At 68.7% G+C, this 26,888-nt stretch carries 20 protein-coding genes; 14 read left to right on the top strand and 6 right to left on the bottom strand.

Annotation, left to right across the window (positions count from 1 at the left end):
* Positions 1 to 119: 119 nt before the first annotated feature.
* From DI276_RS32325 to DI276_RS32315, 3 genes are all read left to right on the top strand, one after another.
* Positions 120 to 2,762, top strand: coding sequence for an RICIN domain-containing protein (locus DI276_RS32325; protein ID WP_112270435.1), 2,643 nt, complete (start codon positions 120 to 122; stop codon positions 2,760 to 2,762).
* 110 nt (positions 2,763 to 2,872) lie between these two features.
* Entirely contained in the window at positions 2,873 to 3,403 is a 531-nt protein-coding gene (locus DI276_RS32320) for a SigE family RNA polymerase sigma factor (RefSeq protein WP_112270433.1), read from the top strand.
* On the top strand, positions 3,400 to 4,155 hold the full coding sequence (locus DI276_RS32315) for a hypothetical protein (protein ID WP_112270431.1): 756 nt from the start codon (positions 3,400 to 3,402) through the stop codon (positions 4,153 to 4,155). Before DI276_RS32320 ends, DI276_RS32315 begins: the two co-directional genes overlap by 4 nt.
* Here DI276_RS32315 and DI276_RS32310 read toward each other — a convergent pair.
* The gene (locus DI276_RS32310) at positions 4,152 to 4,619 is read right to left on the bottom strand and encodes a GNAT family N-acetyltransferase (RefSeq protein WP_157985076.1); all 468 of its coding nucleotides are present in this window, start codon (positions 4,617 to 4,619) and stop codon (positions 4,152 to 4,154) included. The two genes, DI276_RS32315 and DI276_RS32310, sit on opposite strands and share 4 nt — an antisense overlap.
* A 28-nt stretch (positions 4,620 to 4,647) precedes the next feature.
* Between DI276_RS32310 and DI276_RS32305 the strand changes: the two genes are divergently transcribed.
* From DI276_RS32305 to DI276_RS32290, 4 genes are all read left to right on the top strand, one after another.
* Complete coding sequence (locus tag DI276_RS32305; protein ID WP_112270429.1) at positions 4,648 to 5,589, top strand: nucleoside hydrolase; 942 nt, start codon at positions 4,648 to 4,650, stop codon at positions 5,587 to 5,589.
* Positions 5,590 to 5,635: 46 nt separating this feature from the next.
* The gene (locus DI276_RS32300; protein ID WP_112270427.1) at positions 5,636 to 6,553 is read left to right on the top strand and encodes an LCP family protein; all 918 of its coding nucleotides are present in this window, start codon (positions 5,636 to 5,638) and stop codon (positions 6,551 to 6,553) included.
* 260 nt (positions 6,554 to 6,813) lie between these two features.
* Positions 6,814 to 10,635 carry an nSTAND1 domain-containing NTPase gene (locus tag DI276_RS32295; RefSeq protein WP_112270425.1) on the top strand — a complete coding sequence of 1,274 codons (3,822 nt, stop codon included), beginning with the start codon at positions 6,814 to 6,816 and terminating at the stop codon, positions 10,633 to 10,635.
* A 69-nt stretch (positions 10,636 to 10,704) separates the two neighbouring features.
* On the top strand, positions 10,705 to 11,202 hold the full coding sequence (locus DI276_RS32290) for a DUF2165 domain-containing protein (RefSeq protein ID WP_112270422.1): 498 nt from the start codon (positions 10,705 to 10,707) through the stop codon (positions 11,200 to 11,202).
* On the opposite strand, the gene DI276_RS32285 is transcribed toward DI276_RS32290, so the two are convergent.
* From DI276_RS32285 to DI276_RS32275, 3 genes are all read right to left on the bottom strand, one after another.
* Complete coding sequence (locus tag DI276_RS32285) at positions 11,177 to 13,231, bottom strand: bifunctional diguanylate cyclase/phosphodiesterase (RefSeq protein ID WP_198681041.1); 2,055 nt, start codon at positions 13,229 to 13,231, stop codon at positions 11,177 to 11,179. The genes DI276_RS32290 and DI276_RS32285 overlap by 26 nt on opposite strands.
* A gap of 347 nt (positions 13,232 to 13,578) precedes the next feature.
* Positions 13,579 to 15,666: a helix-turn-helix transcriptional regulator gene (locus DI276_RS32280; protein ID WP_232837117.1), complete on the bottom strand. Its 2,088-nt coding sequence runs from the start codon at positions 15,664 to 15,666 to the stop codon at positions 13,579 to 13,581.
* Between the two features lie 230 nt (positions 15,667 to 15,896).
* Complete coding sequence (locus DI276_RS32275) at positions 15,897 to 17,117, bottom strand: Hsp70 family protein (RefSeq protein WP_157985075.1); 1,221 nt, start codon at positions 17,115 to 17,117, stop codon at positions 15,897 to 15,899.
* A 222-nt stretch (positions 17,118 to 17,339) separates the two neighbouring features.
* On the opposite strand from DI276_RS32275, the gene DI276_RS32270 reads away from it, so the two are divergent.
* The 4 genes from DI276_RS32270 (at position 17,340) to DI276_RS53310 (ending at position 22,934) form a co-directional block, all read left to right on the top strand.
* Positions 17,340 to 18,248 carry an IniB N-terminal domain-containing protein gene (locus tag DI276_RS32270; RefSeq protein WP_112270414.1) on the top strand — a complete coding sequence of 303 codons (909 nt, stop codon included), beginning with the start codon at positions 17,340 to 17,342 and terminating at the stop codon, positions 18,246 to 18,248.
* 199 nt (positions 18,249 to 18,447) lie between these two features.
* A complete protein-coding gene (locus DI276_RS32265; RefSeq protein WP_112271373.1) occupies positions 18,448 to 20,253 on the top strand; it encodes a dynamin family protein in 1,806 nt (601 codons plus the stop codon).
* Positions 20,250 to 21,644, top strand: a complete 1,395-nt coding sequence (locus DI276_RS32260) for a hypothetical protein (protein WP_112270412.1) — start codon at positions 20,250 to 20,252, stop codon at positions 21,642 to 21,644. Before DI276_RS32265 ends, DI276_RS32260 begins: the two co-directional genes overlap by 4 nt.
* Positions 21,645 to 21,659: 15 nt before the next feature.
* Complete coding sequence (locus DI276_RS53310) at positions 21,660 to 22,934, top strand: PhzF family phenazine biosynthesis isomerase (protein ID WP_112270410.1); 1,275 nt, start codon at positions 21,660 to 21,662, stop codon at positions 22,932 to 22,934.
* Here DI276_RS53310 and DI276_RS32250 read toward each other — a convergent pair.
* A complete protein-coding gene (locus DI276_RS32250) occupies positions 22,924 to 23,355 on the bottom strand; it encodes a nitroreductase family deazaflavin-dependent oxidoreductase (protein WP_112270408.1) in 432 nt (143 codons plus the stop codon). The genes DI276_RS53310 and DI276_RS32250 overlap by 11 nt on opposite strands.
* A 182-nt stretch (positions 23,356 to 23,537) precedes the next feature.
* On the opposite strand from DI276_RS32250, the gene DI276_RS32245 reads away from it, so the two are divergent.
* A complete protein-coding gene (locus DI276_RS32245; RefSeq protein WP_112270406.1) occupies positions 23,538 to 24,488 on the top strand; it encodes a LysR family transcriptional regulator in 951 nt (316 codons plus the stop codon).
* Here the strand turns inward: DI276_RS32245 and DI276_RS32240 are convergent.
* Positions 24,485 to 25,243, bottom strand: a complete 759-nt coding sequence (locus DI276_RS32240; RefSeq protein WP_112270404.1) for an NmrA family NAD(P)-binding protein — start codon at positions 25,241 to 25,243, stop codon at positions 24,485 to 24,487. The genes DI276_RS32245 and DI276_RS32240 overlap by 4 nt on opposite strands.
* Before the next feature lie 45 nt (positions 25,244 to 25,288).
* Between DI276_RS32240 and DI276_RS32235 the strand changes: the two genes are divergently transcribed.
* Both DI276_RS32235 and DI276_RS32230 read left to right on the top strand, forming a co-directional pair.
* Positions 25,289 to 25,663, top strand: a complete 375-nt coding sequence (locus tag DI276_RS32235) for a winged helix-turn-helix transcriptional regulator (protein ID WP_408610598.1) — start codon at positions 25,289 to 25,291, stop codon at positions 25,661 to 25,663.
* Between the two features lie 343 nt (positions 25,664 to 26,006).
* The gene (locus tag DI276_RS32230; RefSeq protein WP_232837064.1) at positions 26,007 to 26,876 is read left to right on the top strand and encodes a gamma-glutamylcyclotransferase family protein; all 870 of its coding nucleotides are present in this window, start codon (positions 26,007 to 26,009) and stop codon (positions 26,874 to 26,876) included.
* Positions 26,877 to 26,888: the final 12 nt, after the last annotated feature.

The raw sequence follows: 26,888 nt of genomic DNA, 5'->3' as shown, positions 1-26,888 counted from the left end.
GGTAGGCGGGTTGCTCCAGCGCGTGCAGCGCGTCAAAAACTTTCGCTCGGGCGGAAACCTTTCCACCCGGCTGCGGCAACCAGGTGCTGAAGGAAGATCGAGCGCTGGGAGTTGCTGCGATGAAGAAGCCCGTGACCATGCCGGACCGGAGGCGGACACGCACCCGCCACCGGAAGGTGATCGCCGCGGCGCTGACCGCTTCGGCGGTCGCCGGTTCCTGCTTGGCCTACCTGTACGCACGGCCCAACGACGTGGTGGCTGTGGATGCCGCCGCGTACTACCAGTTCGTGTCGGCGAAGAGTGGCAACGCGCTGGACGTGGCTGGGTCGGACAACGCGGACGGGGTGCGGATTCAGCAGGAGCAGCCCGCCAGCGGGTCTGCCAGCCAGCAGTGGCGGGTCAAGGCGGTGGAGGGCGGGTTCTACCAGCTGGTCAACCACAACAGTTCGAAGGTTCTCGGCGTGCGCGAGACCAATGTGGAGCAGCAGGCGGACACCGGTGCGGACTCCCAGCAGTGGAAGATCAGTGAGGTTGGCGACGGCGAGGTGAAGATCGTCTCGCGCAGCAGCGGGATGGTGTTGTGCGTCAACGAGGGTGCGGACAGTCAGGCCGTTGTGCAGGCTGCCGACCAGGGTGGTGCCGGGCAACGGTGGAAGCTCGCGAAGTCGGTCACTGCGGCTACGCCCAAGCCTCCTGTGTTGGTCGCGCAGCCTAAGCCGTCCACGTCGGCGGCGCCCTCCCCCTCCGCACCACCGGCGACAAACGGCCGGTACTCGTGGCGCAACGTGCCGATCGCCGGTGGCGGGTTCGTGACCGGGTTTGTCTTCAACCCCAGCCGCAAGGATCTGTTGTACTCGCGCACCGACATGGGTGGCGCGTACCGCTGGGATGCCAAAGAGAACCGGTGGATCCCGTTGACCGACTGGGCCGGGGAGTGGAACCTGCTCGGCATCGAGAGCATGGCGACCGACCCGGTCGACCCCGAACGGCTCTACCTCGCTACCGGCACCTACACCAACGAGTGGGCCGGCAACGGCTCGATCCTGCGGTCGACGGACCAGGGCAGGTCGTTCCAGCGCACCAACCTGCCGTTCAAGCTCGGCGCCAACGAGGACGGCCGGTCCATGGGCGAGCGGCTTGCGATCGACCCCGCCGACCACGGCACGTTGTACTTGGGCACCCGCAAGAACGGGCTGTGGCGCAGCACCGACTTCGGCGTGACGTGGAACCAGGTCGAGAGTTTTCCCGTCAAGGACGGCGGCAGCAGCGGTGTCGGCCTGTCCTTTGTGACCTTCGGACCCGGTAAGACGATCTACGTGGGTGTGGCCGACAAGAGCACGTCGCTGTACCGCTCGACCGACGGCGGCAACACGTGGCAGGCCGTGCCCGGTCAGCCCACCGGTCAGCTGCCGCACCACGGTGTCCTGTCCGGTGACGGATCGCTGTACCTGACCTACACCGACGTCCCCGGCCCGAACGGCATCAAGGCCGGTTCGGTGTGGAAGTACACGCCCTCAAGCGGCGCGTGGAAGGACATCTCGCCGATGCCCGGCAACGGTTTCGGCTTCGCGGGGCTCGCGGTGGACCCGCAGCGTCCGGGCACGGTGATGGTCACGACCATCGATCGCTGGTGGCCGTCGGACGAACTGTTCCGCTCCACCGACGGCGGCGCCACCTGGAAGGCGCTCGGCGACAAGTCGGTGCGCGACGCGTCCGGAGCGCCGTACGTCGGTGACCACATCGGACACTGGATGGGCGCGCTGGCGATCGACCCCTTCGACTCCGGCCACGTCATCTACGGCACCGGATCAGGCCTATGGGCGAGCAAGAACGTGACCGCGGCGGACGAAAACCGTTCTGTCCACTGGACGATCCCCGTCAAGGGACTGGAGGAGACCGCGGTGCTCGGCCTGGTCGCGCCGCCCAAGGGCAAGCTGATCAGCGCTCTCGGTGACATCGGCGGATTCCGCCACGACAACGTGAACGAAGTGCCGGCAGCTGCCACGTCCGGACCGCGTTTCACCAACACCACCGGCATCGACTTCGCCCAGGCCAAGCCGAACGTCGTCGTCCGCGTCGGTTACGGCAACGAGGCGCGCGGTGCGTACTCCTCCGACGGCGGTGCCACCTGGGCAGCGTTCGCCGGTGCACCGGTCAACGGGGCGGGCGGCGGCACGGTGGCGGTCTCGGCCGACGGAACCACGATCGTGTGGACCGCGTCCGGGCAGCCGCCGCACGTCTCGACCGACCAGGGCCGGACCTGGAAGGCGGCGACAGGTCTGCCGTCCGGCACGCAGGTCGTCGCCGAGGCGGGCACCTTCTACGCGCTCAGCCGCGGCACCCTGTTCGCCAGCACCGACGGTGGCAAGAGCTTCACCGCACGCGCCAACGGTCTTGCCGACGGACGTCTCAAGGCCGGCACTGGCGAACTGTGGATCACGCACGGCGGCGGGCTCCTGCGTTCCACCGACGGCGGCGCGAGCTTCACGAAGCTGAACGGTGTGCAGAGCGCCGACGGCGTCGGCTTCGGCAAGGCCGCTCCCGGTGCCCGTCACCAGACCGTCTTCCTCATCGGCACGGTGAACGGCGTCACCGGCATCTTCCGCTCCGTCGACGGCGGCACGGCCTGGACGCGGATCAACGACGATCGCACCCAGTTCGGCGGCACCATCGGCGGCGTCATCACGGGCGATCCCGAGGTGTTCGGCCGCGTCTACGTGGGCTCCAACGGTCGCGGCGTGCTGCTCGGCGAGCCGTCCTGATCACCGGGCGGCCACGGCCCATGCCCCGGGCCGTGGCCGCCTGGCCTACCGAACCAGCAGGTACATTGCCGCCCGATGGGGGCATGGCAGGGAGAGGGCAGCCAAGCAACATGGTCGTCGACCACAGATCGGCGGAGTTCCACGACTTCTTCGAGCGACACCACGCGGAACTGGCCCGCTTCGCCTGGTTGCTGATCGGCGAGGCGGAGGCCGCCGACGACCTGGCCGCGGACGCGCTGGTCGCGTTGTGGCAACGCTGGGACCGGCTGCGCGAGGCAGAGCACCCGCTCGCGTACGCCCGCGGTGTGGTCGCGAACATGGCGCGGGAACGCATCCGTGCCGCGACGCGGGAACGGCGCCGCATCGCGCTGTTCTGGTCGCGTGGTCCGCAGCAGGTGCAGGACCCGGACGTCGCCGCGGTGGTGGACGTCCGGGCCGCCCTGGACCGGTTGCCGTTCCGCAAGCGGGCGTGCGTCGTCCTGCGGCACGCCTTCGACCTGTCCGAAAAGGACACCGCGCTCGCGCTGGGGATCTCGGTCGGTGCGGTGAAGAGCCAGACCTCGAAGGGAATGGCCGAGTTGGAACGCGTGCTCGGGGCACGAGCGGCCGGGGACGTGGCCGCGGGGAGGGGAAGCCGGTGAACGAGCAGATCAGCAGGCAGCTGCGGGAGGCGGCCGAGGCGCATCAGCCGAACCGTGCCCGGATCCTCGCCCGCGTCGACCGCGGTCTGGCCAACGCCACGGTTCGCCCCACGTCCGGCATCGCCAGGTCGTGGCCCAGGGCGGCGCTCGCCGGGGTGACGGCGGCCGGAGTCCTGGTCGCCGCGGGGATCGCCTTCGCGGGCTTCGTCCCCACCGGACCGCCCGCGGAAACCTCCATCCCCCTCGCCCCGCCCTCGACGACCTCCACGCCGCCCAGCACCACCAGCAGCTCGCCTCCTCCAGTGGCGCAGAGCCAGTCGACGCCGGGCACCGCGACCCCGCCGTCGACCACCGGCAACCGGCTGTCGGACGGGCCGTTGTCCGCCAAGGGATCCGTCGACCCGAACAGCCACGCCTTCTGGACCCAGGACCAACTCGTCCTCGAGGTGGCCCAGCCGCTGACCAAGCTGATCGTGCAGGTGCACATCGCCCAGACCGGTGGCGTGCAGCGCTCCGGCCAGTGGCAGACCGCGCCAGGTGACGACTTCACCGTCACCGTGCAGGAGATCGACGGCGAGCTGGTCTACCAGTGGGAGCTCAAGCCGGGCCGCACCGTGCCGGCCGCGCAGCAGATCTTCGCGGCGCAGTCCAACCACACCGGCGGCGCTCGGGACGGAAAGGCCGACCGCTTCGGCGTGATGGCCACGGCAGGCGGTCGCGACTACGCCGTGTGGGGTGGTTTCACGCGCTAGCGGCGGTAGCGGACTTCCGTCAGCTCGGCGCCGTCCTCTGTCTCCGTCTTCGTGACGCCGTCGGCGCGGAACCCGATGCGTTCGTAGAAGCGGCGAGCCTGGACGTTCGTGTCCAGCACCCAGACGATCACGTCCGGCTCGTCGCCCAGCGCGGCCTTCGTCAGCTCGAAGCCCAGGCCCTTGCCCGCGGACGAAGACAGCACGTAGATCGCGTACAGCTCGAAAGCCGCGTCGGCGTCGCGGGACTGGCCGGCGGAGGCGAACCCGACCACCTCGTCGTCGACGAGCGCCACCCAGACGCCGCCGTCCGGGATGAGGCGTTGCCACATCGCCGTGCGCCGTTCGACCGACTGTGCGGCGAGCACCTCGTCCGGCATCAGGCCGGCGTAGGCGCTGCGCCAGGTCTGCACCTGCACGGCAGCGATCGCAGGTGCGTCATCGACAACAGCGAGACGGACTGCCATGGCATCCCCCAGTGGCATGATCGGGTGCATGCGGATCATCGTCGACGCGGATCCCGGCATCGATGATGCCCTCGCTTTGTACTACCTGCGCGCACAACCGGACACCGAAATAGTCGCCATCGGCACGGTGCACGGGAACGTGCCGGTCGACGTGGCGACGGCCAACGCGCTCAGGCTCACCGAGCGGCTGAACATCGACGCGCCTGTCGCCATGGGCGCCGCGAAACCGCTCGCGCAGCCGCTCATGACGGCGGAGGACGTGCACGGTGCGGACGGACTCGGCGGGTACGCGGGAGACGACCCGACGACGACGCACACGCACGAAAGCGCGGCCGAGCAGATCGCCCGTTTGGCCCGCGCAGAGCCCGGCGAACTGAGCCTGCTCGCGATCGGGCCGCTCACCAACGTCGCGCTGGCGCTGCAGATCGAGCCACGCCTCCCGCAGCTGCTCGACCAGGTCGTGGTGATGGGCGGCGCGCTGAACGTGCCGGGCAACATCACGTCCTACGCCGAGGCCAACTTCTGGCACGACCCGGAGGCCGCGGACCTCGTCCTCGGTGCCGGCTTCGAGCGCCTCACGATCGTCGGCCTCGACGTCACGATGGCGAGCCATGCACCGGGCGAGTGGCTGGAAGCGCTCCCGCACGACAACTACGCGCGGCAGTTCCTCCGGTTCTACGCGGACTTCTACGAGAGCTTCCTGGGCAGGCCCGGCTTCGTGCCGCACGACCCGCTGGCCGCGGCGATCATGCTCCACCCCGAGCTCGCCACCTACGTCGAGGACCGGTTCGCGATCGAGCTCACCGGCCGGTACACCCGCGGCGCGATCGTCGCCGACCAGCGCTTCCTCGCCGACGGCAGCCCGTTCGGCCGGGACATCGGCCTCGACCGGACCACGGCCAGGTACGCCGTCACGGCCGACAAGGAGCAGTTCCTCGACCAGTTGAGGCACGCTGTGACACAACCATGACGAACCACCGACGCGATCCGGACAAACAGCCGGGACCGTCGGAGGTATGAACGTCCACTTGAAACGATGGCTCACGGTCTCGGCTGCCGCTGTGGTCATCACGGCGGGCGTCGTGGTCGGGGGTTCCTACTGGCGGCTGGAGAGCAATCTCAAGACCGTCGATCTCGCCAAGGAGATCGGAAACGCCAGGCCTCCGTCGACGCCCGGCCCTCCGTCGACGCCTGGCCGTCCGCTCAACATCCTCCTGATCGGCAAGGACGACGGGCGGTCCGACACCGCCATGGTCGTGCAGCTCAACGCCGCGGGCGACCAGGCGCGGGTCGTCAGCATCCCGCGCGACACGATGGTGCCGAGGCCCCGGTGCGGGAACAACCCGCCGGCGAGCATCGCCATGTTCAACAGCGCCTTCTCCACCGGCGGAGCGGCGTGCACCGTGGCCACGGTCGAGCAGCTCAGCGGCATCCGGATCGACCACTTCGTGCAGATCGACTTCAACGGGTTCCGCGACGTGATCGACCGGCTCGGCGGCATCGACATCACCATGCCGGAGCCGATCGACGACGAGAAGAGCGGGCTGCACGTGCCGGCCGGGCCCAGCAAGCTGGACGGGACGCAGGCGCTCGCATTTGTCCGGACGCGCTACAGCATCGGCGACGGCAGCGACCTCAACCGGATCAAGAACCAGCAGCTGTTCATGCGCGCACTCAGCGAAAAGATCGCGAACGAAAACTGGCTCGCGAGCCCGCAGAAAACATTCGCGCTCGCCGACATCCTGACGAAGTCGATCGTCACGGACTCCGAAATCGGCTCGATCAGCAAACTGGCGGACCTCGCGGGAAAACTCACCGCGTTGAAACCGGAGAGCATCACCTACGTCACGCTGCCGACGGAGACCTACCTGCCGGACCCGAACCGGGTTCAGCCGAAGCAACCAGAAGCGGAGGCGCTGTGGAAGGCGGCCTGACCTAGCAGGCGGCGCCCTGCCATTCGCTGCGGGTCGGCACCTCGGGCCACGGCTGAGGAGACCCCCGGAACTCCTCAGCCGTGGAAGTTTTGCCCCAGTCAGCCACTACCACTGTGACGGTCTCCCGGTCTCGTGAAGGACGTGGGATCGAGGTTGTCAGACCACCTCGCTAGGGTGGGTCACTGACGGCCTGTCCGGTGTCTGCACCGCAGCTCAGACGGGCGGTCCTCGTTTTCCGGTCCGGACGAGGTGGAGGCCCCTTGGGACCCCGTGGCGTCTTCGCGGAGCGCTTTGCGCTGCTCTACGCGGAGGCAGGAGACCCACCGCTGAAGCGGGTCACGGAGTCGGTCACCCGTGCCCGCCGAACGGACGAGCAGGGCCGACCGGTTCGCGTACCGGCACAACGCGTCAGCGACTGGCGGCGCGGGCGCAACGTGCCCGCCCGGTTCAGCGGGCTGAGCGCGGTGCTCGAGATCCTCGTCGGCGAGGCGCGCAAGCGGAAGCCCCAACCGGCGATCGACGGGCTGTACGACCTCGACGCGTGGCGCACCCTCTGGGAAGAGGCGCTCGCGAGCCCGGTCACGGAAACCGACACACCTCCGCCGGAAGACAGCGCGGTCTGCCCGTACATGGGTTTGAGCGCATTCGGCCCGCAGGACGCGAATTGGTTCTTCGGCCGGGAAAGGGCGACGAACGCCCTGCTCGCCAGAATCAACGAGAACGGCATCACGATGCTCGTCGGCGCGTCCGGTGCCGGCAAGTCGAGTTTGATGAAAGCGGGTGTTCTCCCCCGCCTCGACAAAGACGCCATCGTCATCACTCCGGGCACCGATCCGCTCAAGGAGCTCGAACTCCAGGTGCCGGACCTGATCGTCGCATTGGAGGCCGCCGCCGACTCCGAGGTGCTGGTGGAGTTCGCGCACGAGGTGCAGGTCGCGATCGGCGACCGGGTGGTGGTCGTCGACCAGTTCGAGGAGGCGTTCACGCTCGGCGGCGACGAGAACCGGCTGCGCGTCTTCGTGCAGGCCCTGCACGCGGCGGCGGGGAAGACCTCGGTGCTGCTGGGCGTGCGGGCCGACTTCTACGCCCGCTGCCTCGACTTCCCCGAGCTCTCGGAGGCCCTGCAGAACCGGCAGATGGTGCTCGGCGCGATGTCGACGGCCGAGGTGCGCGACGCCGTGGCGAACCCCGCCAAGGCCGCGGGTCTGCAGCTCGAACCCGGCCTGGTCGACCTCATGCTGCGCGATCTCGGCGCGCACAACCGCAGGGGCAAGGACGCCTACGACGCGGGCGCGCTCCCCCTGCTCAGCCACGCCTTGCTGGTCACGTGGCAGCGCAGGCAGGCGGGCCGCCTCACGATCTCCGGCTACCGCGCGGCCGGCGGTATTCAGGGCGCCGTCGCCACCACGGCCGAACGCGCCTGGTCCGACCTCGACGAACCCGGCCAGGCCGCCGCCAAGCAGCTGCTGCTCCGGCTCGTCCGGGTCGGCGACGACACCCAGGACACCCGCCGCAGGTCCAGCCGCCACAGCCTGCTCGAGGCCGCCACGAACCTCACCGCCACGGAACGCGCGCTCGAGGTGCTCACCCGCGCCCGGCTGATCACGGTCGACTCCGGCAGCGTGGAGATCACGCACGAGGCGTTGCTGCACGCCTGGCCCCGGCTGCGCAGCTGGATCGACGAGGACCGCGCCGGCAACCTCGCGCGACAGCGGCTCGAAGAGGACGCCACGACGTGGGCGACGACCGAGCGCGACTCGTCGCTGCTCTACCGCGGCGCACGGCTGGAAGGCGTGCGGCAGCAGCAGAACGTCACCGCGGTCGCGAAGGAGTTCGTGCGCGCGTCCGAACGCCAGCACCGCAAGAGCCTCTGGCTGCGGCGCAGCGCCGTGACGCTGGTGGTGGTGTTCGCGCTGATCGCGGCCAGTGCGGCGGTGATCGCCGTGCGGCAACGTGACGACGCGCTGTTCTCCCAGGTCACCGCGGAAGCGGTCCGGGTGCTCGACAGCGACCCGTCCTTGTCGGCGCAGCTGCTGCTCTCGGCACACCGCCTGCGCCCGGACGACATGGGCGTCAACTCCCGGCTGCTGGGCATGCAGCAGTCCCCGCTCGCGTTGCCGCTGAACGGCCACACCGGCGCGGTCTACCTGACCACGTTCAACAAGGACGGCACTGTCCTCGCCACCGCGAGCTACGACCGGACGGCCCGCCTCTGGGACGTCCGCGACAAGTCGAACCCGAAGCCGCTCGCCGTGCTCTCCGGACACACCGATTGGGTCAGCACCGCCGTCTTCAGCCCGGACGGCACCCTGCTCGCGACCACCGGAGCGGACAAGACCATCCGCCTCTGGGACGTCCGCGACCCCGCGAAGCCCAACGAGATCAAGAAGATCGAGACCGGCAACGGCACCAGCTACCTGCTCGACTTCAACCACGACGGCACGATTCTGGCGGCGGCGAACGACGACAAGTCCGCCCGGCTGTGGGACGTCCGCAACCCCGCCGATGCCAAGCCGCTCGGCGAACCGCTGCGCGACCACACGTCACCGGTCCGCTCGCTCGCGTTCAGCCCGGACGGCACACTGCTCGCCACCACGGGAGACGACCAGACCGTCCGGCTGTGGGACGTCGCCACCAGAACGCGGGTCGGCAAGCCGATGACCGGCCACACCGACGGCATCCACACCGTCGCGTTCAGCCCGGACGGCAAGCTGCTGGCGTCGGGCAGCGACGACAAGACGATCATGTTGTGGGACCCGGCCACGCAGAACCCGGTCGGCCCGGCGCTCGTCGGGCACACCGGTTCGGTCTGGTCGGTGAAGTTCAGCCCCGACGGCAAGATCCTCGCGTCCGGTGCGGGCGACTCCACCGCGCGCCTGTGGAACCTCAGCAACCCGGCCGCAGCGAGCCAGCTCGGCCGGCCGCTCGCAGCGCTGAGCGGCGGTCTGTTCGCGGTCGGCTTCTCGCCGGACGGCCGTTCGCTCGCCACCGGCGCGAACGAGAACGCGGTGCGGCTGTGGTCGTTGCCGGACAACGTGTTGCTCGGTCACACGTCACGGGTGAGCCGGCCGGGGTTCCGCGAGGACGGCAAGCTGCTCGCGACCGGCTCCGGCGACAGGTCGTTGCGGCTGTGGGACATCTCCGACCACGACCACCCGAAACAGGTCGGGCCACCGCTGCTCGGGCACGAGTGGGGCCTGGGGCAGCCCGAGTTCCGCCCGGACGGCAAGGTGCTCGCCACCGCGGCCGGCGACAAGACCGTGCGACTGTGGGACGTGAGCGACCCGGCTCGCACCGTCCCGCTGGGCGAGCCGATCAAGCTCGACACCAGGTTCAGCTCGCCGTTCGCGTTCAGCCCCGACGGCACCGTCATGGTCACCGGCAGCGACGACAAGTCGTTGCAGCTGTGGGACGTCCGCGACCCGGCCAAGCCGAGCAAGATCGGCGAACCGCTGAAGGGCCAGGACGGGTGGATCAACCAGGCCGAGTTCAGCCACGACGGCAGGACGCTCGTCTCGGCGAGCAGTGACGGCACGTTCCGCCTGTGGGACGTCACCGACCTCGCGAAGCCGCGCCTGCTCGGCAGCCCGATCAACGACCACCGCGACCCGGTGCAGCAGGCCACGTTCACGCCGGACGGCAGGACGCTGATCACGGCCGGCGGCGACAAGACGATCAGGCTGTGGGACATCTCCGACCGGGAGCACCCGAAACGGCTCGGCGTGCTCACCGGCCACACCGGTCTGATCAGCTCGATCACGCTGACGCCGGACGGGAAGCTGCTGGCGAGCGGCAGCACGGACAAGACGATCAGGCTCTGGGACGTGAGCGATCCCGCCGCGGCGTTCGCGGTCGGCCAGCCGATCACCGTCGACTCGAGCAGCGAGACGCACGTCCAGTTCGGACCGGACGGACGCGTGCTGGGCACCGGTTCGACCGACGGCGCCGCGCGACTGTGGGACCTGGACGTGTCCCACGAGGCCGATCGCATCTGCGCGACCACGCGGGGCGCGCTCACCCGCGAACTGTGGGAGGAACGCCTGCCGCAGTTGACCTTCAAGGACCCCTGCGCAGGCCGCTGACCCGCCAGAGGCTGGGAGACGACCCGAACTCAACTCACCGCCCGCACCCCATCGGTTACTGTCCGCGCCATGCGTCTACTTGCTCGGGTCGGCAGCTTGCGCGCGGTTGTGGCGGTGACCGTCGGGTTCATCGCTCTCAACCTGCTTCTCGTGGTGCTCGGCAACATCACGGACTACGGCACGAACGAAGCGTTCGTGCAGCACGTCCTCGCCATGGACACCACGTTCGGCAAGGAACTGAAGTGGCGGGCGATCACCAGCTCCGCCGTCGTCACGATCGTCTACCTGGCGATCATCCTCTGGGAAGCGATCGCGGCGGTCCTGCTGACCGCCGGCACCGTCGCCTACCTCCGCGACCGGGAGGACAGCGCGCGCAAGCTCGCGTCCACCGGCCTGCTGATGATCATGGCGCTGTTCCTCGGCGGCTTCATCACGATCGGCGGCGAGTGGTTCGCGATGTGGCAGTCGAAGGACTGGAACGGCATCCCCGCGGCCCTGCGCATGGTGACCATCGCGGGCTTCGCGCTGATCCTCGTGCACCTCAGCCCGCGTCGGGCCACTCAGTAGTCGGCTCCACGCAGAACACCGGCCCGACCCCGGCATCGGCGCCGAGCTCATTCCACCAGTCCCGCTGCTCAGCGTCCTCGATCGCGTCGATCACCACGAGCCCGCCGGCCTCGTGCACGAACCCGACGAGGTCGCTGAGCACGTGCGACACCAGCTCATCCGGCTTCTGCGCACGCCCCTTGACCCGCACGGCCCGCACACCGAGTGAGCGAACCAGCTCGATCTCGGCGGTGGACCCCTTGAAGTCGCGGGCCCCGATGTGCACACCCATGTCCGACAACAAATCGAGGTTGTCGGCGGCCTCGCTGTCCTCGGACGCGAGCACGTGCACCGGGAACCCGAGCAACAACCGCCCGGTGGGCAACCCGGTGTCCGCAAGCACCCGCCGCACGTCCCGCACGAGATCCGGACTGTTGGCCATGCTCTCGGTCAGGCACACCGCGAGGATCTCGTCGTGCGCACTCGCGGCCTCGGCGGCCCTGCGCAACATCCACTCGCCCAACGGCAACATCAACCCGGTGTGCTCGGCCATCGACACGCACTTCTCGTGCGCGATCAGCCCGGCATCCCGATGCCGCCAGTTCAACTCCGCCTCGACGCACACCCGCCCGGTCCCGTCCAACCGCATGACCGGGTTGAACACGACCTCAATCTCACCGTTCTCCCACGCCCCAGGCATCACCGCCGCGAGCGCGAACTCCTCCTGCTCCCGCTTGTCCTGCGTCGCATCATGCAGCCCCCACTGCCGACGCCCACTGCGCTTGGCCCGCCGCAACGTCATGTCCGAAGCCCGCAACACCTCGGCCGGATGATCACCAGGATGCAACCGCGGCAGCACGCCAATGGTCGCCGACACCGCCACCCCGTGCTCACCGAAGTAGACCGGCTCGGCCAACTCGTGCTCGATCGTCCGAATCGTGGAGTCCACGTCCGGCGTGTTCGGCCCGTTCTCCACCAGAACCGCGAACTCGTCACCCTCAAGCCGAGCAACCATGGCCTTCTCGCTCGAGAACACCGAGCTCAACCGCTCAGCCACGAGCCTCAGCACCTTGTCGCCGATCTCGCGCCCAAGCCCGTCCGTGATCACCGCGAAGGCGTCCAGATCCAGGTGGTACAGCGTCACGCCATGCTCAATATCGCTGTGCAGCAACGACTCCAGCCGCGTCGTCAGGTACTGCCGGTTCGGCAACCCGGTCAACGCATCGTGCAACGACTGGTACTGCAACCGCCCACCGAGCAACGTCAACTGGCTGTCATCATCGATCATCACGACAAAATGCTTCGGGTTGTACTCCGCATCCTTTTGCACAGTCGCCGCGAGCAACACCCGGAAATGCTCCCCGTCCCGATCGATCAACCGGGGCCGCTCCTCAACCCGCCGCATCCGCCCGTACCGCAAACTGGCCAAGGCATCGTTGATCAACGGCAGATCCGCAGGCGCGATCAAGTCCGTGAGCGTCATCCCGGCAACGTCCTCCCGCCGAAGGATGTTGCACAGCGCCTCGTTGGCCCGCTCGAGCTCCCCGTCAAGACTGACCATCGCAATGCCGGTCGACGAGTGCACAAAAATGTCCTCGAACCGCTCCTCGCTGGCCTGCAAGTCCAGCTGCACCGCTCTGTTGGCATTGAGCAACGCCTGGCTGACACTTTCCTGCTGCTCCAGCACAACGGCCTGAATGGCCGCGGTGTAAGCCGCCGCCAAACTCCCGATGATCAACGCGGCGGTACGAGCGTCGGCCCCCTCCTGCTCGACAAAGGCCGCCAGTACCTCGACCGACTTCCGCAGGCTCTCCGTCCCAACGCAGTGGATCTCAACCAGGCGAGAACCAACCCGGGCAGCGCTTGCCGGATCCCCAGTCAGCGCCTCAGCCACGACGTTCAACAGCTCGTGCAACTCTTCGGTGAGCTTCGCAGCCGACAGCGGTATGTACGCAGTCCGACTGACCTTGATCGCCCAGTCGCGCGCCAACTCGTCACGTCCCCTCGGGCGTGACGGTCTCGCGTCGTCCTGGCTCGGCAAATCGTCCACCTGACCTGCTCGGCGAGCAACGGTGCGGAAGCCTACAGCCAGCAAACCACAACGACCCCCTGCGCGACCCGCTTCGCCCCAACGGGGGTACAGCGATCTCGCAGCGTTACAGCCTTCACTCGCTCGATCGGAGCAATTTTCCCACGAAGGGGCCCCTAGGAGCCGCTCATTCGGGCCACAGGCGCCAACCGGACCAGAGCATGCGGTGAACGGACACCGGCGATGGCGCAGCCGACCCGAAGCCGCAGGCGAGGCGTTTGAACGCTTGAAACGCGGTGCGGGCGGACCGCACCACCTGCGCAACAGCGCCCACGCCGGAACGGCGGACGGCCCGGCGAACCGGCGACTCAAGCCCCGACGATATGCCGCAACTGAGCCAGCAAATCAGACCGAGAAGTAGACCCCAACCGCTGCCTCATCCGAGCCATGTGGTGCTCAACAGTCTTGGCCGAGATGAACAACCGATCCCCAACCTGCCGATAAGTCATCCCCTCCAACACCAACTGAGCCACCTCCCGCTCCCGATCACTCAACTTCCCGGCATCCTCAACCACCACCGGCGAATCAGACTCAGCCGCCCGCCGAGCAGAAACCGGCCGCCCCTGCAACAACCGAGCACAGTCGAGCAACCGAACCATCGCCTGCCGATCAGAAGTCCGAATGGCAGCCTGCCCAGCCAACCGAGAAGCGTCCCACCACAACCCAACCGCGTGGAGGCTACGAGCAGCCAACTCAACCCGATCCGGATCAACCTTCCCAGCGACAACATCGAGCCAACACTCAGCCGCGGCAGACACAATCGCGCAGTACCGAGAGTGCTCCCGGTTGACCGCCAACGCAGCAGCATGCTCCTCAGCAGCAGCAGAGTTCTCATCAATGATCGCCGCGTGCAAAAGACCCCAATGCAGCTGGGTAGTCCACAACGGCGGATTCCCCAACGCCCGCAACAACCCCAACGCCTGCGCAAGATGCGGCGCGAGCCGCTCCTGATCCCGCAACCGAGCCGCTGCAGCGGCAAACTCCCCCAACGGCAGCAACGAAAACAGATCAACAGGATGCCGCAAAACGGCCTCACAAGCCTGTTCCCAAGTCCGCCGCAGGGTGGCCAGGTCACTGTTGCGCCGAGCCACCCCAACTTCCAAAGCCACCGCAAAAATCCAGTCGCGAGGCTCGAACACCCCGCGCACCGCCATCAACCCTTCCCGGGCCACCGCCAAGTTCCCGCGCAACATGTGCAACCAAGACTGCAACAACCGATGCCGCACAGACATCAGCACACCACCGGTGCCAGTCTCGACAGCACGATCCAATACAGACTCAGCGACGTTCGGCTCACCACAGTGCACAGCCACCAAAGCAGCCAACGCAGCCGGCGAGTCCGGCAACAACACCGCCCCACCGGCAGGTTCGAGCATCGAAGAAGCGCGCACCAAAGTGGACAACGCAGCAGTCTCAGCACCGGAAACCGACTGCCGAACCCCCTGCAGCATCAACGAAGCCGCACCACCGAGCATCGTCGGCGGCTGAGGCGGAGTCTCCTCGAACCGATGCCCGGTACCGATCAACCCAACCCCGGCGAACGCAGCCGCATAAGGAGTCGCAGCCCAGCGGAACAACTCAGTGCTCCGAGCCAACTGCCCCCGGTGCGCCAAAGCAACAGCCGCAACCTCCGCAGCAGTACGCCGATGCGGCGTGTCAGAGGCGCTGATCACCTGATCAGCGAGCCGCAACGCACCATCCAGGTCGCCGGCCATGGCCGAAGCCGTGGCCCACGCGGCAGCGGTCTCGGCGGAAGGCGCCCCTCCACCGGTAGAAGCCTTGAACAACCGGGCAGCAAGCGCAGGATCAGAAGAAAGCGCCTCACGAGCAGCAGCCGCAAAGACAGGCCCACCGATACCGGTGTCCAGCAACGGCCGCACCAGCTCCAGAACCGGGCCACCGCGCTCAAGCTGCAGCTGCGCCAACTTCTGCCGCACGGCGATCCGTCGCTCGGCGCGAGTCAGCGCCCCAACGGCTCGGTGCGCCAACGGGAGCAGCGTGCCGTCCTCGGCCAGCATGCCGGTGGCGCGAGCGGCTTCGATGATGTCGCTGACCTCGTCGAAGTCCTTGTCCAGCAACGCCGACAGCAGGTCCAGCCGCTGGGCCGCACCGGCCTCGGCCGCCAGCAGGAACTTCTGCAGGTCCGGGTCGAGCCAGTCGAGCTCGGCCCGGAACGCGCTCAGCACCTCGGCAGGTACTTCGGTGACCGCACCGAGCTGCGCGACGAACCCCGGTACGCCGCCGGTCTGGGCGAACACGAAGTCCACCACGGGCTTCGGCGCGTGCAGGAACTCGCGGACCTGCTCGCGCGAGAAGGGCTCCAGCGACACGGTCACCGCGCCACGGGTCAGCTCGGCCAGCACCGAGCGGCGCGGCCAGGGCCGGTACGCCAGCACCAGCAACGGCTCGGCAGCCAGCTCGCGCAGGGCGGCGTCGTCCAGGAGGTGCGCGTCGTCGATGACGCGCACGGCGGAGTTGGTGATCTCGTCCAGCAGCGCGGTTTTGCCGTAACCGCCAGGCGCGACAACGACAACGCGCAGGCGGGAGCCCTCGGCAGCGTCGTTGATCCGGTCGAGGACGCCTCGCACGGAAGCGTCCAGCACCAACCTGGCTCGCGTGGTCACGCTCAACGGCCGTCCTCATCATCGTGTTTGTCGGACTTGTCAGATCGGGAGCCGGACCGGCGGCCGACGGGTTTCAGCGCGCTCGCCATGCGCTTCACCCGGCGCGGGGGCAGCTCCAGCGGCGACAGGTCCACCGGCGGGCGGGGCGGTGGGGCGGTGAACTCCTCGTCGTCGGCCTGCACGACCTCACCGACGGGGAACCGCAACGACGCCTCGCGGGTGTGCACCAGAACCGAAGTGTCGAACGGTTCCGGCTCGGCTTCGGGACCCAGCACGACCAGCCGTGCGGCCACCGCGGCGCCCTTCGCGACCGAGTGCTCCGGCGCGACCTCGGCCAGTACCCGGCAGTCGACCGCGGCGGACAGCGCGTCGCCGATCACCGGCATCCGGCAGCCGCCACCGACCAGCAGCACCGCATCGGGCTGAACCGCGCCCACCGCACGGACGAAGGTGCTCACCAGGTGGTCCACGGACGGCCGGATCTCCTCGACGAACTCGTCGCGGGTGATCTCGACGCCGCTGATCACGACCGACGGCCCGAACGCCCGCTTCGCCGCTTCGCACTCGGCGACCGACACGACACCGTCCTTGCCGAGCCGGCCGCGCACCAGGGCGGCCAGCAGGTCGTCGAAGTCGGCGCCGGTGTGGTGGTCGACGCCCTCGACGTGGTTGAGCAGCTCGAAGGTCCGGTGCTGCGAACGCCGCACGACCGACGCGGAGAACGCGTGGCTGCCGAGCGAGAACACGGCCAACGACGAGTCCGGCACCACCCGTGAGCGCACGGCGTGGTTCTCGGCGGCCGCGAGGGGCTCCGGCACGAGCGTCACCTCGTGGACCCCGACCGCCCGCAACGCCGCGTGCAGCTGACCACGCCGATAGGGGCCCCACCCGGCCGGGTGAGTGACTGCCAGGTGACGGGGCTGTTCACCCTCTCGGGCGACCACCTCGCCGACGACCCACATGATCAGCAACGCGGTGAGCTCCTCGGCCGAGCACGTCTCCGGGCCCAGCGAGAACGGCACCGCGTCACCGACTCTGCGGGCGAAGCCGGTAGCCGTCCAGCCTGGTGTGCCGAACTCCCCCACCGAGAACGTGCCGGCATCCGTGAGCTGCAGAAACGACGGCACGACCAGGGCTATCTCGGCATCCCGGCCACCGTCGAGACGGCACACGGCAGCAGTCGTGCGGGTGGTCCCCACATCGACTCCGAGTACGTACGCCAAGTCTCTTCCTCACCTGTTCGCAGCAGCGACCAGTACCTACACGGGTGAACGAGAGGCGCTCAAGCGGTGCCCCTAATCCCCTAGGGGCTTAACGAGCGTCACCCCATTGGGGAACGGGGATCTACTGGGAGTGATCCCCGATGTTGGGGGTGGGCCCGCTCTCATAGCTTTCCGGCACACACCCCAATTGATACGTGCGTCAACAGGAGAAGAGTCCTACAGATGATCGAGTCGACCAGCACCCTCCACGACTTCGTGCTCAACCTCCTCAGCGACCCGGCGCTGAAGGCCGCGTTCGCGACCGACGCCCAGGGCACTCTGGAGCAGGCTGGCCTGGCCGACATCACCGCCGTCGACGTGCAGGAAGTCATCCCGCTGGTGCTCGACCTGGTTCCCGCGGTGGACGGCCTGCCCGCCGTCGACAGCCTCAACCTGGACCTGCCGGCGGACGACCTGCTCGCTCAGGGCCCGCTCGGCGCCATCAGCCAGCTGCAGGCGGTCGCGTCTCAGCTGACCTCGTCGGGCCTGAACCTCAGCGACATCCAGACGTCGTCCGCCGGCGTGCTCGCGGCTGACGAGACCGGCCTGAACCTGATCGCCGCCAACAAGACCCTGGGTGAGTTCACCTCGGCCGGCCTCGGCCTCGGCGGCGACTTCTCCGCCGTCGGCGACGTGACCTCGGTCCTCGACCAGACCGCCTCCCCGGTCACCGGCACCGCGCTCGACGTGGCCGACACCGCGACCGCGACCGTCGACGGCACGCTGGCCACCGCCACCTCGGCTGTTCCCGGTGCCGACGGCCTCCTCGGCCACCTGGGTGGCGTGGGCGGCCTGACCCACGACGCGCTGGGCGTGCTCGGTGGCGCCGACGCCAACCTCGGCGCGCTCAACGTCTCCGGCCTGCACGACCTGACCAGCGGCAACGTGATCGCGAACACCACCGACACCGTGGGCGCCGTCCAGCACACCGCGTCCGGTGTCGTCGACACCGCCACCGGCGTCGCGAACACCGCGACCGGCCTGGTGGGCGACACCGCCGGTGTCGGCAACGTGCTCGGCAACGTCACCGACGTCGCGCACAACGTGCCGGTCGTCGGCGACGGCCTGGACCTGGGCGGCCTGCTCGGCTGAGCCACCTGACCGATCGCGAACCGGCCCTGTCGCAGCTGACAGGGCCGGTTCGGCGTCTACCAGGCAAAACGGTCACCCCGGTTCGCCTGGTGAGCAACATCACCGCCCTCTGCGAGCAGCCCGGTCTCACCCGAACTGAACCGGTCTTGCGTTCGAGGCTTTCACCCAAGGGGGTGAACACGGCACTATGAGTCAGGTGATGGCACCGCCCTGGCTCGATGTGCTCGACGAGACGATCGGAGCCTGCGTCACGCACCGGAGGCCCGATCTGGAGGCCCGGCTGCGGGAGAAGCGAGCTCAGCAACTCGACCCCAAGCTGCGCGTGCTCGTCGTCGGCGAGTCCAAGCAGGGCAAGAGTCAGCTCGTCAACGCGCTGCTCAACGCGCCCGTCTGCGCGGTGGGCGACGACATCACGACGACCGTGCCCACGTTCGTCCAGCACGCGGACACCCCGTCGGCGGCGCTGGTCCGCAACGCCTCGGCCCGCGGGTCGATCTTCCACACGCCGACCGAGCGCATCGCCGTCCCGATCGAGCAGGTCACGAAGCAGGCCACCGCCCAGTCGCAGCACGTCGTGCGGGCCGAGATCGGCATTCCGCGCGCGTTGCTCGACAGCGGCCTGGTCCTGATCGACACCCCCGGAGTGGGTGACACCCGATCAGCGCACACCGCCAGCACGTTCGCGACGCTGATGCAGGCCGACGCCGTGCTGCTGGTCTCCGACGCCACCGGCGAGCTGACCGCGGCGGAGATGACGCTGCTCAAGAAGGTCATGGAGGCCTGCCCGAACGTCACCGTGGTCGTCACCAAGATCGACCTGGTGCCGAGCTGGCGCAACGTCGTCGAGCGCAACAAGGCCCTGCTCGCCCGCGCCGGCGTCCCGGCCAAGCTCATCCCGGTGTCCTCCGCGCTCCGCCTGCGCGCTGCGAAGACCGGCGACCAGCGGCTCAACACCGAGTCCGGCTTCCCCGAACTGCTGGCGTGCGTGCAGCGCGACATCGTTGCTTCAGCGGACCTCCTGGCCCGCCGCGCCGTCGCGGTGGTGGCCTCGTCCGCCCTCACCCAGCTCGTCACGCCGTTGCGCGAAGAGCTGACGGCGCACGACTCGTCCCGCACGGTCGCCACGATCTCGACGCTGCAGGAAGCCCAGCGCCGCGTCGACGAACTGCGCCGCCGCTCCGCCCGTTGGCAGAACGTGCTCAACGACGAGATGGCCGACCTGATCTCCGACGTCGAGTACGACCTGCGCGACCGCACGCGCAAGATCCTCCGCGAGGTCGACAAGACCTACGACGAGGCCGATCCCGCGATCGGCTGGGACAAGTTCGAGCAGTGGCTGGAGGACAACCTCAACGAGGCCGCCACCACGAACTTCGCCTGGCTGATGGAACGCGCGGAGTGGGTGGCCGCGAAGGTCGCCAAGAACTTCCCGGTCTACCGGGAGGACCTGATCCCCGGTTCGGTGCTGCCGGACGACCTGCTGGAGCCGGTGAGCAAGCTGGAGAAGCCGAAGATCGAGCCGTTCTCGATCTCGCAGAAGCTGTTCACCGGTCTGCGCGGCTCGTACGGCGGCGTGCTGATGTTCGGTCTGGTCACCTCGCTCGCCGGCATGCCGCTGATCAACGTGATCTCGCTCGGCGCCGGCGCCCTGTTCGGCGGCAAGTCCATTCTGGACGAGAGCGACCAACGACTGAAGCGCCGTCAGGCCGCCGCCAAGGCCGCCGCGCAACGGCACGTCGACGACTTCTTCGTGAAGTTCTCCAAGGACGTCCGCGACTCCGCCCGGCACATCCAGCGCTCGCTGCGCAACCACTTCAGCACGCTGGCCGAGGAGCTGCAGGAGACGTTGCTCGAGTCGGCCCGCAGCGCCAAGCGCGCGGTGCAGGACGACCAGACCGAGCGCGAGCGCCGGCTGCGCGAAGGTCGCAAGGAGCTGGACAAGCTGGTCACGCTCTACAAGCGGGTGCAGCAGCTCGGCGGTCCGGCGATGGAGCTCACCGCGTGACCTTGGACCGAGTCGTCTGGTCGATGCTGCAGGAAGCACTGGCCGTCTACCGCGACAGCCCGCGCGCCACCGGGTGGTTGCGCTCTCACATCGAGCGCTACACCGAACCCGTGCGGGTCGCGGTGGCCGGCCGAGCCCGCATCGGCAAGTCCACTGTGGTCAACGCGTTGATCGGTGACGAGTTCGTACCGCTGAACTCCTTCGTCTGGTACCGGGGTGGCACCGAGGCGCGAGCCCACGTGTTCTCCGGACCCGGCCGGCCGCACGAGGTCGCGGTGGGCAGGCGCGGTAGCAGGAACCACGTCGAGATCGGCCAGTTCGACCGCGCCGACCGCGTGGTCGTCGAGTGGCCCGCGCGGACGTTGCGGGACATCGTGCTGATCGACACCCCGTCCGAGGCCACGCCGGAGCAGGTCCTCGGCGAGGCCGACGCGTTGCTGTACCTGATGCGGCACGTGCAGGACGACGACCTGAAGTTCCTGCAGGCCGCCAACGATCACCCGATCGCCAGGGTCGCCAACGTGCACACGGTCGCGGTCCTCGCCCGTGCCGACGAGATCGGCGCGGGACGGATCGACGCGTTGTCGTCGGCCAAGCAGATCGCCCGCCGCTACCGCCGCGACGTCGCCGTGCAACCGTTGTGCCAGAACGTGGTCTCGGTCGCCGGGCTGCTGGCGGTGGCCGCGAAGACGTTGCGGGAGGACGAGTTCACGGCGCTGCGGACCCTGGCGTCACTCGGCCGAGAAGAGCTCGAAGACCACCTGCTGTCGGCGGACCGGTTCGTCGGTGAGCAGTTCCCGCTGTCGATGGAACCCGCGGTGCGGCAGGCGTTGCTGGAGCGGTTCGGGATCTTCGGCGTCCGGCTGATCACCGCGTTGATCCGGCAGGGCTTCGACACGCAGGTCAAGCTGACCGGCCAGCTGGTGCAGCGCAGCGGCCTCGGCGAGCTGCGCGACTCGATCGCGATCCACTTCACCGAGCGGCGGGAAGTGCTGAAGGCCAGGTCGGCGCTGCTGGCGCTCGACGTGCTGTTCCGGATGGAGCCGCGGCAGAACGCCCGCAAGCTGATGGCCGACCTGGAACGCGTCGTCGCTTCCGCGCACGACTTCCGCGAGCTGCGGCTGGTGGCGGCGCTGCAGGGCGGGCGCACGAAACTGCCGGCCGACCTGCAGACCGAGGCGCTGCGACTGATCGGCGCGGAGGGCACGACCTCGTTGGCACGTCTGGGTTTCGACTACGAGGCCGACCCGCACGAGCAACGGGAGGCGCTGCTCGACGCGCTGGTGCGGTGGCAGGCGCAGGCCGCCGACGTGCACGCGCCGAACGACCAGCGCCGGGCCGCCGAGGTCGTGGTCCGCACGTGCGAAGGACTTCTTCCCCAGCTTTACTGAGGCACGATTGGTTCCATGGAACTCGTGCGTTGGGGAGACGAGCACTTCGAACACATGCTGCGCTGGGCGACCGATCCCCGGATGACCAGGTACGTCGGCAACGGGAAGCCCTGGGCGCCCGAGTACGTGGCCGAACGGCACGAGCAGGCGTTGCAGCACTGGAACGAACACGGTTTTGGCCTGCACCTCGTCATCGAGGACGGGGTCGTCGTCGGGCTGGCGCAGCTGGCGCACCGCGGTCCCGACGAGATCGAGATCGGATACTGGGTCGACCCCGAGCACTGGGGCCGCGGCCTCGCCTCCCGGATCGCCTGCGAGCTGCGGGACCGGGCGTTGTCGTTGCGACCGCGCGTGTTCGCCGGCCACGACGCGGAGAACATCGCGTCCGGGCGGGTGCTCGAGAAGGCCGGACTTCGTTATGTCACCAGCAAGTACATTTTCGGCAGACTGCAGCACGGCTACGCATTGGGAGTGGGCATGACCGATCAGGGCGTTCTGCGCTACAGCGCCTTCACGAAGGATCCGGCCGGCGGCAACCCGGCGGGTGTCGTGCTCGACGCGACCGGCCTGTCCGACGACGAGATGCTCGTCATCGCCGCGAAGGTGGGCTACTCCGAGACGGCGTTCGTCCTGCCGCGCGGAGGGCGCGAGTTCGACGTCCGGTACTTCAGCCCCAAGGCGGAGGTGCCGTTCTGCGGCCACGCGACCATCGCCACGTCGGTCGCGCTGGCCGAACGGATCGGCGACGGACCGCTGACGTTCCACACACCGGCCGGTGAGATCACCATCGAGACCGCGGCGGGCACGGCGACGTTGACCAGCGTGCCGACCAGCACGTCCGAGGCCTCGCCGGAGCTGGTTCAGCAGGCATTGGAAGCGTTGCGGTACAAGGAGATCGGCGACGCTCCGGTGCACGTCGGCTTCGGTGGCGCGCGGCACCTGCTGATCGGACTGAAGGACCGCGAGCAGCTCGCGCAGCTGGACTACGACTTCGACGCGTTGCGCGACCTGATGCTGGCGCACGACCTGACGACGGTGCACCTGTGGTGGCGCGAGTCCGCGGATCTCGTGCACGCCCGCGACCCGTTCCCCGTCGGTGGCGTGGTGGAGGACGCGGCGACGGGTGCTGCCGCCGCCGCGTTCGGTGGTTACCTGCGCGACCTCGAAGGGCCGCAACGGTTCGTCATCAGCCAGGGCGAGGACATGGGCAGGCCGTCACGGCTCGAAGTCGACGCCACGAGCGAGGATCGCCGCGTGCGCGTGACCGGTGCCGCTGTGGTCATCCCCTGATCGGCTCCAAGACCACCACGGGAATCTCGCGATCCGTCTTCTGCTGGTAGTCGGAGTAGGCCGGCCAGACCTCGTTCATCAGCTTCCACAGCCGGTCCCGCTCGTCGGGGCCGGCTGTGCGAGCGCGCGCCTGGAACTTGTCGGCCGCGACCTGCACGTCCACCACGGGCTCCTCAGACAGGTTGAGGTACCACGCCGGGTGTGTCGGCTTGCCGCCCTGCGACGCCACGATCACGTAGTCGTCGCCGTCGGGCTGGTAGATGAGCGCGGTGCGCCGCAGCTCGCCGCTCTTGCGCCCCTTGGTGGTCAGCAGCAACGTGTGCACGCCCGGCCGCCACTCGTGGCCCTCGGCGCCATCGGTCTCGACGTACTTCTGAATGTGCGCGTTCACCCAGCCAGTGGGAGAGTCCTTCACCGCCATGGGTTCGACGCTACTGCCGCGGAGCGCAGGGTGCGCGGCAGCAGCGTCGAACCGAAGGGGTGCGCACCCTCCCGCACCGGACCCGTTGCGCTGCCGCAAGCGCCGGGCCGGAAGATCGATCGAAGTCACTATGCCCCGATCGAAGGGTGGCGGCGCATTCAGAACGGGGATACAAGGTCTTTATGCCCGAGCTGGAGCTCCGCCACCTCCGCGCGGTACGCACCATCGCCGAGGAAGGCAGCGTGACCAGAGCCGCCACGCGGCTCGGACTGACCCAACCCGCCTTGTCCGCCCAACTGCGCACCGTCGAGCGGCTGGTCGGCGGGCAGCTGTTCGACCGAACGCGCAACGGTTGCGTGCCAACGGACCTGGGTCGGCGTGTGCTGGGCACGGCGAGACTCGTGCTCGACGAGATGGCTCAGCTGATCAGCACCACGAGAGAGACCGACCGCGGCGGGCCGTTGTACTTCGGCTGCATCTCGATCCTGTACTTCGCGCCGCTCGTCGAGGGGTTGCGGCAGCTCAACGCCGACGTGCGGGCGGAGGTGCGGCAGTCGTCCGCTGAGGTCGTGGACCTGTTGGAACAGGGCCACGTGCACGTCGCGCTGTTCGAGTTCTTCGACGGCATGCCCTCGCGCGACCTCGCCGGCATCGAGTTGCGCAAGCTGGTCAGCGAACCGGCGTTCGTCGCGGTGTCGGACAAGGACCCGCTGGCCGAGCAGGACGAGATCGGCCTCTGCCAGCTCGCCGACCACGACTGGGTCACGCCGACCGCGCAGATGATGGGCAACCGGATGACGATGTTCCAGGCCTGCGCGGACGCGGGGTTCGTGCCCAAGCTGACCCACCACACCGGTGAGTCGAGCACGGCCCGCGGCCTGGTCGCGAGCGGTGCGGTGTCGTTCGCGGCGGCGCCGTCGCGCACCGGCGACGGCATCGTGATCCGCAAGCTGCGCGGCACCCCGTTGATGACGGACATCTTCGTGGCGACGCGCCGGGACTCGCCGGTGGCGGGGCGGGCGCACGAGGTGTTCGCGTGCGCCGCCGACGCCTACCGGTCGGTGCTGGACCGCAATCCCGAGTACCGCAAGTGGTGGGACGCGCACCCGGAGGCGCACCCCGAGTTCACCTAGACGGTGATCGGGCGGGTGGGGCGGCCGATCAGCTTCTCCAGGTCCGGGCGAACCTCGGCGTACACACCGTCGCGGATCTCCTTGAAGAAGCCGACGACGAACGGCGGCAGGCCGGCCGCGATCAGGTCCTCGTCGCTGACGTCCTGGTACCGGTCGCCGGCGACCTCCGGGAACGACCAGGACGTCGAGCCGGTGAGCTCGTAGGTCTGGTTCTCGTGGCCCTCGGTGGTCAGCGCGACGGCCGCGGCGAGGGCGAAGTCGTCACGGGCGGCGCTCGCGACGCGGCCGTCCTTGGTGGAGACCGCGACCACGTCGCCGGCCAGCGCATCCAGGTAGTTCTCGTGGTACATGCTGTTGCGCAGGAACGTGAACGTGATGCCAGTGGCGCGGACGGCCTCTTCGGCGGCCTTGTGCACGACCGCGACGGCTGCCGGCGAGGTGTCCGCGTCGACGATGCTCGTGTAGAAGATGTGGCCCACGCCGTGCTCCTTCGCCTTGGCGATGGCGTTGGCGTGCTGCTGGATCCGGACGTCCGAGTCGTGCGCGCCCGACGACACGATGAGCAGCTTGTCGGCGCCACGGAAGTCGAGGGTCTCCGGCTGGTCGAAGTCGCCCTGGCGGACCTCGACGCCCGCCACGTCGAACTTCTGCGGGTCGCGGACGGACACGATGACCTGCTCGTCCGTGCGGTCGAGGACGTAACGGACGACTGCGTTGCCGAGCTGGCCGGTTGCACCGGTGATGAGGATCGTCATAGCCACGAAGTTATGGTTAGCGCTAACCTGTGGAAAGTACCCACTTTGAAGTTGGGTACTTACTCGGAGGTGAGCATGCAGGTCACGGTGTGTCCGGAGCGGGCGATCATGGAGCACGTCACAAGCCGGTGGGGCGTCCTGGTGCTCCAGGCCCTCTCGAACGGCGAGGCGTGGCGGTTCAGCGAGCTGCGGCGGGAGCTGGAACTCGCGAGCGAGAAGATGCTCACCCAGACGCTGCGGACGCTCGAGCGCGACGGCTTCGTGCACCGCGAGGTCAAGCCGGTCATCCCGCCGCACGTCGAGTACACGCTGACTCCCCTCGGCAAGGGCGCGGCGAACCACCTCGTGGCGCTCGCTCATTGGATCGAGGCGAACCACCCGGAGGTCGCCCAGGCGCAGCGCCGCTACGACGACGCCTGAGGCACGCCGGAGTGTCGACAGATAGACATCGGGTTACTCACTCGAATGCGCAGTGAAAGATCTCACTAAGACCCGAGAAGTAGCAGTCATAGATCGGATGGGTCACGATTAGGGGGCGCGATCTGGCCCCTCGCGCTGGCACAATGGACCAATGGCCCAACCGTTCACCGACGAAAGCCATCCGGCTGAGCCCTATCCGGGTACTCGTCCAGACCACTGTTTTGTCCACGTCGATGAAACCGGCTGGCCAGTACGACCGGACCTCACCATGGAGTCGGGATGGCGGGTTGAGCCGGAGAACATCGACCTAGACCAATGGCTCGCAAACCACGGTGAACCCCCGTTGGCCGCCCGCATGCCGGTGCTCGGCTACGGCTCGAACGCCAACCCCAGCAAGGTCACCTGGCTCCGCGAGGAGCTCGGTCTCGAAGGCCCCGCGGTCGTGCTGCGCGCACGTTGCGAGGGCCTTTCCGCTGTCTGGGCCGCGGGCACGCGCACCCGTGACGGCCAGCGCCCGGCGACCCTCGCGGCCGAGCCCGGCCACGTCGAAGAGCACTCGGTCTGGTTCGCCACGCCCGAGCAACTGCGCGTCCTAGACCGCTGCGAGGGCCGCGGACTGCGCTATCGCCTCGTACGCCTGCACACGGGCCGTGTGGTGCTCTACAACGGCGGTGTCATCGACAGCGTGCTGGCCTACACGGCCGGCTCCAAGAAGCGGATGCCCATCCTCGTCAACGGCCGTATGGTCCGTTGCGAGGACGTCTCGCAGCGACGCGCCCTCGTGCTCGGCGGGAGGCCTGCGTTGACCGACGGACTGGACGTGACCGAGGTGCAGGGCGAGCCGTCCGCCGACGACTGGCCGGAGCTGCTGTTCGTCTACGGCACGCTCCAGCCGGGCGCAAGCGCTTGGCACCTGATGGAGCCGCACGTCGTGGAGTCGGAGGAGACCCACCTGCCCGGCACCCTGTTCGACACGGGCCAGGGCTACCCCGCGCTGCGTCCCGGCGCAGGGCTGGGCGTGCCCGGTTTCGTGCTGCGGTTGAAGTCGCCGGAAGAGGCGTTGCCGCTGCTGGACGAGTACGAGGGCGAGGACTACCGCCGCGTGCGGGTCGTGCTGCCGGACGGCCGGATCGCCTGGACGTACCTGTGGACGGCGGCGGTGCAGGGCATGTCCGAGCTGCCCAACGGGTGGGACGTCCACCAGATCCGGTGAATCTCCGGCACG

Origin of the sequence: Lentzea terrae, assembly GCF_003265345.1 — a bacterium.
Taxonomy (GTDB): domain Bacteria; phylum Actinomycetota; class Actinomycetes; order Mycobacteriales; family Pseudonocardiaceae; genus Lentzea; species Lentzea terrae.
The sequence above is the reverse complement of the archived record's forward strand: the minus strand, read 5'-3'. Positions and strand labels throughout refer to the sequence as shown.

Bases quoted from the DNA above. Each gene is read 5' to 3' on its own strand.
- DI276_RS32325 (WP_112270435.1), top strand. From the start codon at position 120: ATGAAGAAGCCCGTGACCATGCCGGACCGGAGGCGGACACGCACCCGC.
- DI276_RS32320 (WP_112270433.1), top strand. From the start codon at position 2,873: ATGGTCGTCGACCACAGATCGGCGGAGTTCCACGACTTCTTCGAGCGA.
- DI276_RS32310 (WP_157985076.1), bottom strand. From the start codon at position 4,619: ATGGCAGTCCGTCTCGCTGTTGTCGATGACGCACCTGCGATCGCTGCC.
- DI276_RS32305 (WP_112270429.1), top strand. From the start codon at position 4,648: ATGCGGATCATCGTCGACGCGGATCCCGGCATCGATGATGCCCTCGCT.
- DI276_RS32300 (WP_112270427.1), top strand. From the start codon at position 5,636: ATGAACGTCCACTTGAAACGATGGCTCACGGTCTCGGCTGCCGCTGTG.
- DI276_RS32290 (WP_112270422.1), top strand. From the start codon at position 10,705: ATGCGTCTACTTGCTCGGGTCGGCAGCTTGCGCGCGGTTGTGGCGGTG.
- DI276_RS32270 (WP_112270414.1), top strand. From the start codon at position 17,340: ATGATCGAGTCGACCAGCACCCTCCACGACTTCGTGCTCAACCTCCTC.
- DI276_RS32265 (WP_112271373.1), top strand. From the start codon at position 18,448: ATGGCACCGCCCTGGCTCGATGTGCTCGACGAGACGATCGGAGCCTGC.
- DI276_RS53310 (WP_112270410.1), top strand. From the start codon at position 21,660: ATGGAACTCGTGCGTTGGGGAGACGAGCACTTCGAACACATGCTGCGC.
- DI276_RS32250 (WP_112270408.1), bottom strand. From the start codon at position 23,355: ATGGCGGTGAAGGACTCTCCCACTGGCTGGGTGAACGCGCACATTCAG.
- DI276_RS32245 (WP_112270406.1), top strand. From the start codon at position 23,538: ATGCCCGAGCTGGAGCTCCGCCACCTCCGCGCGGTACGCACCATCGCC.
- DI276_RS32240 (WP_112270404.1), bottom strand. From the start codon at position 25,243: ATGACGATCCTCATCACCGGTGCAACCGGCCAGCTCGGCAACGCAGTC.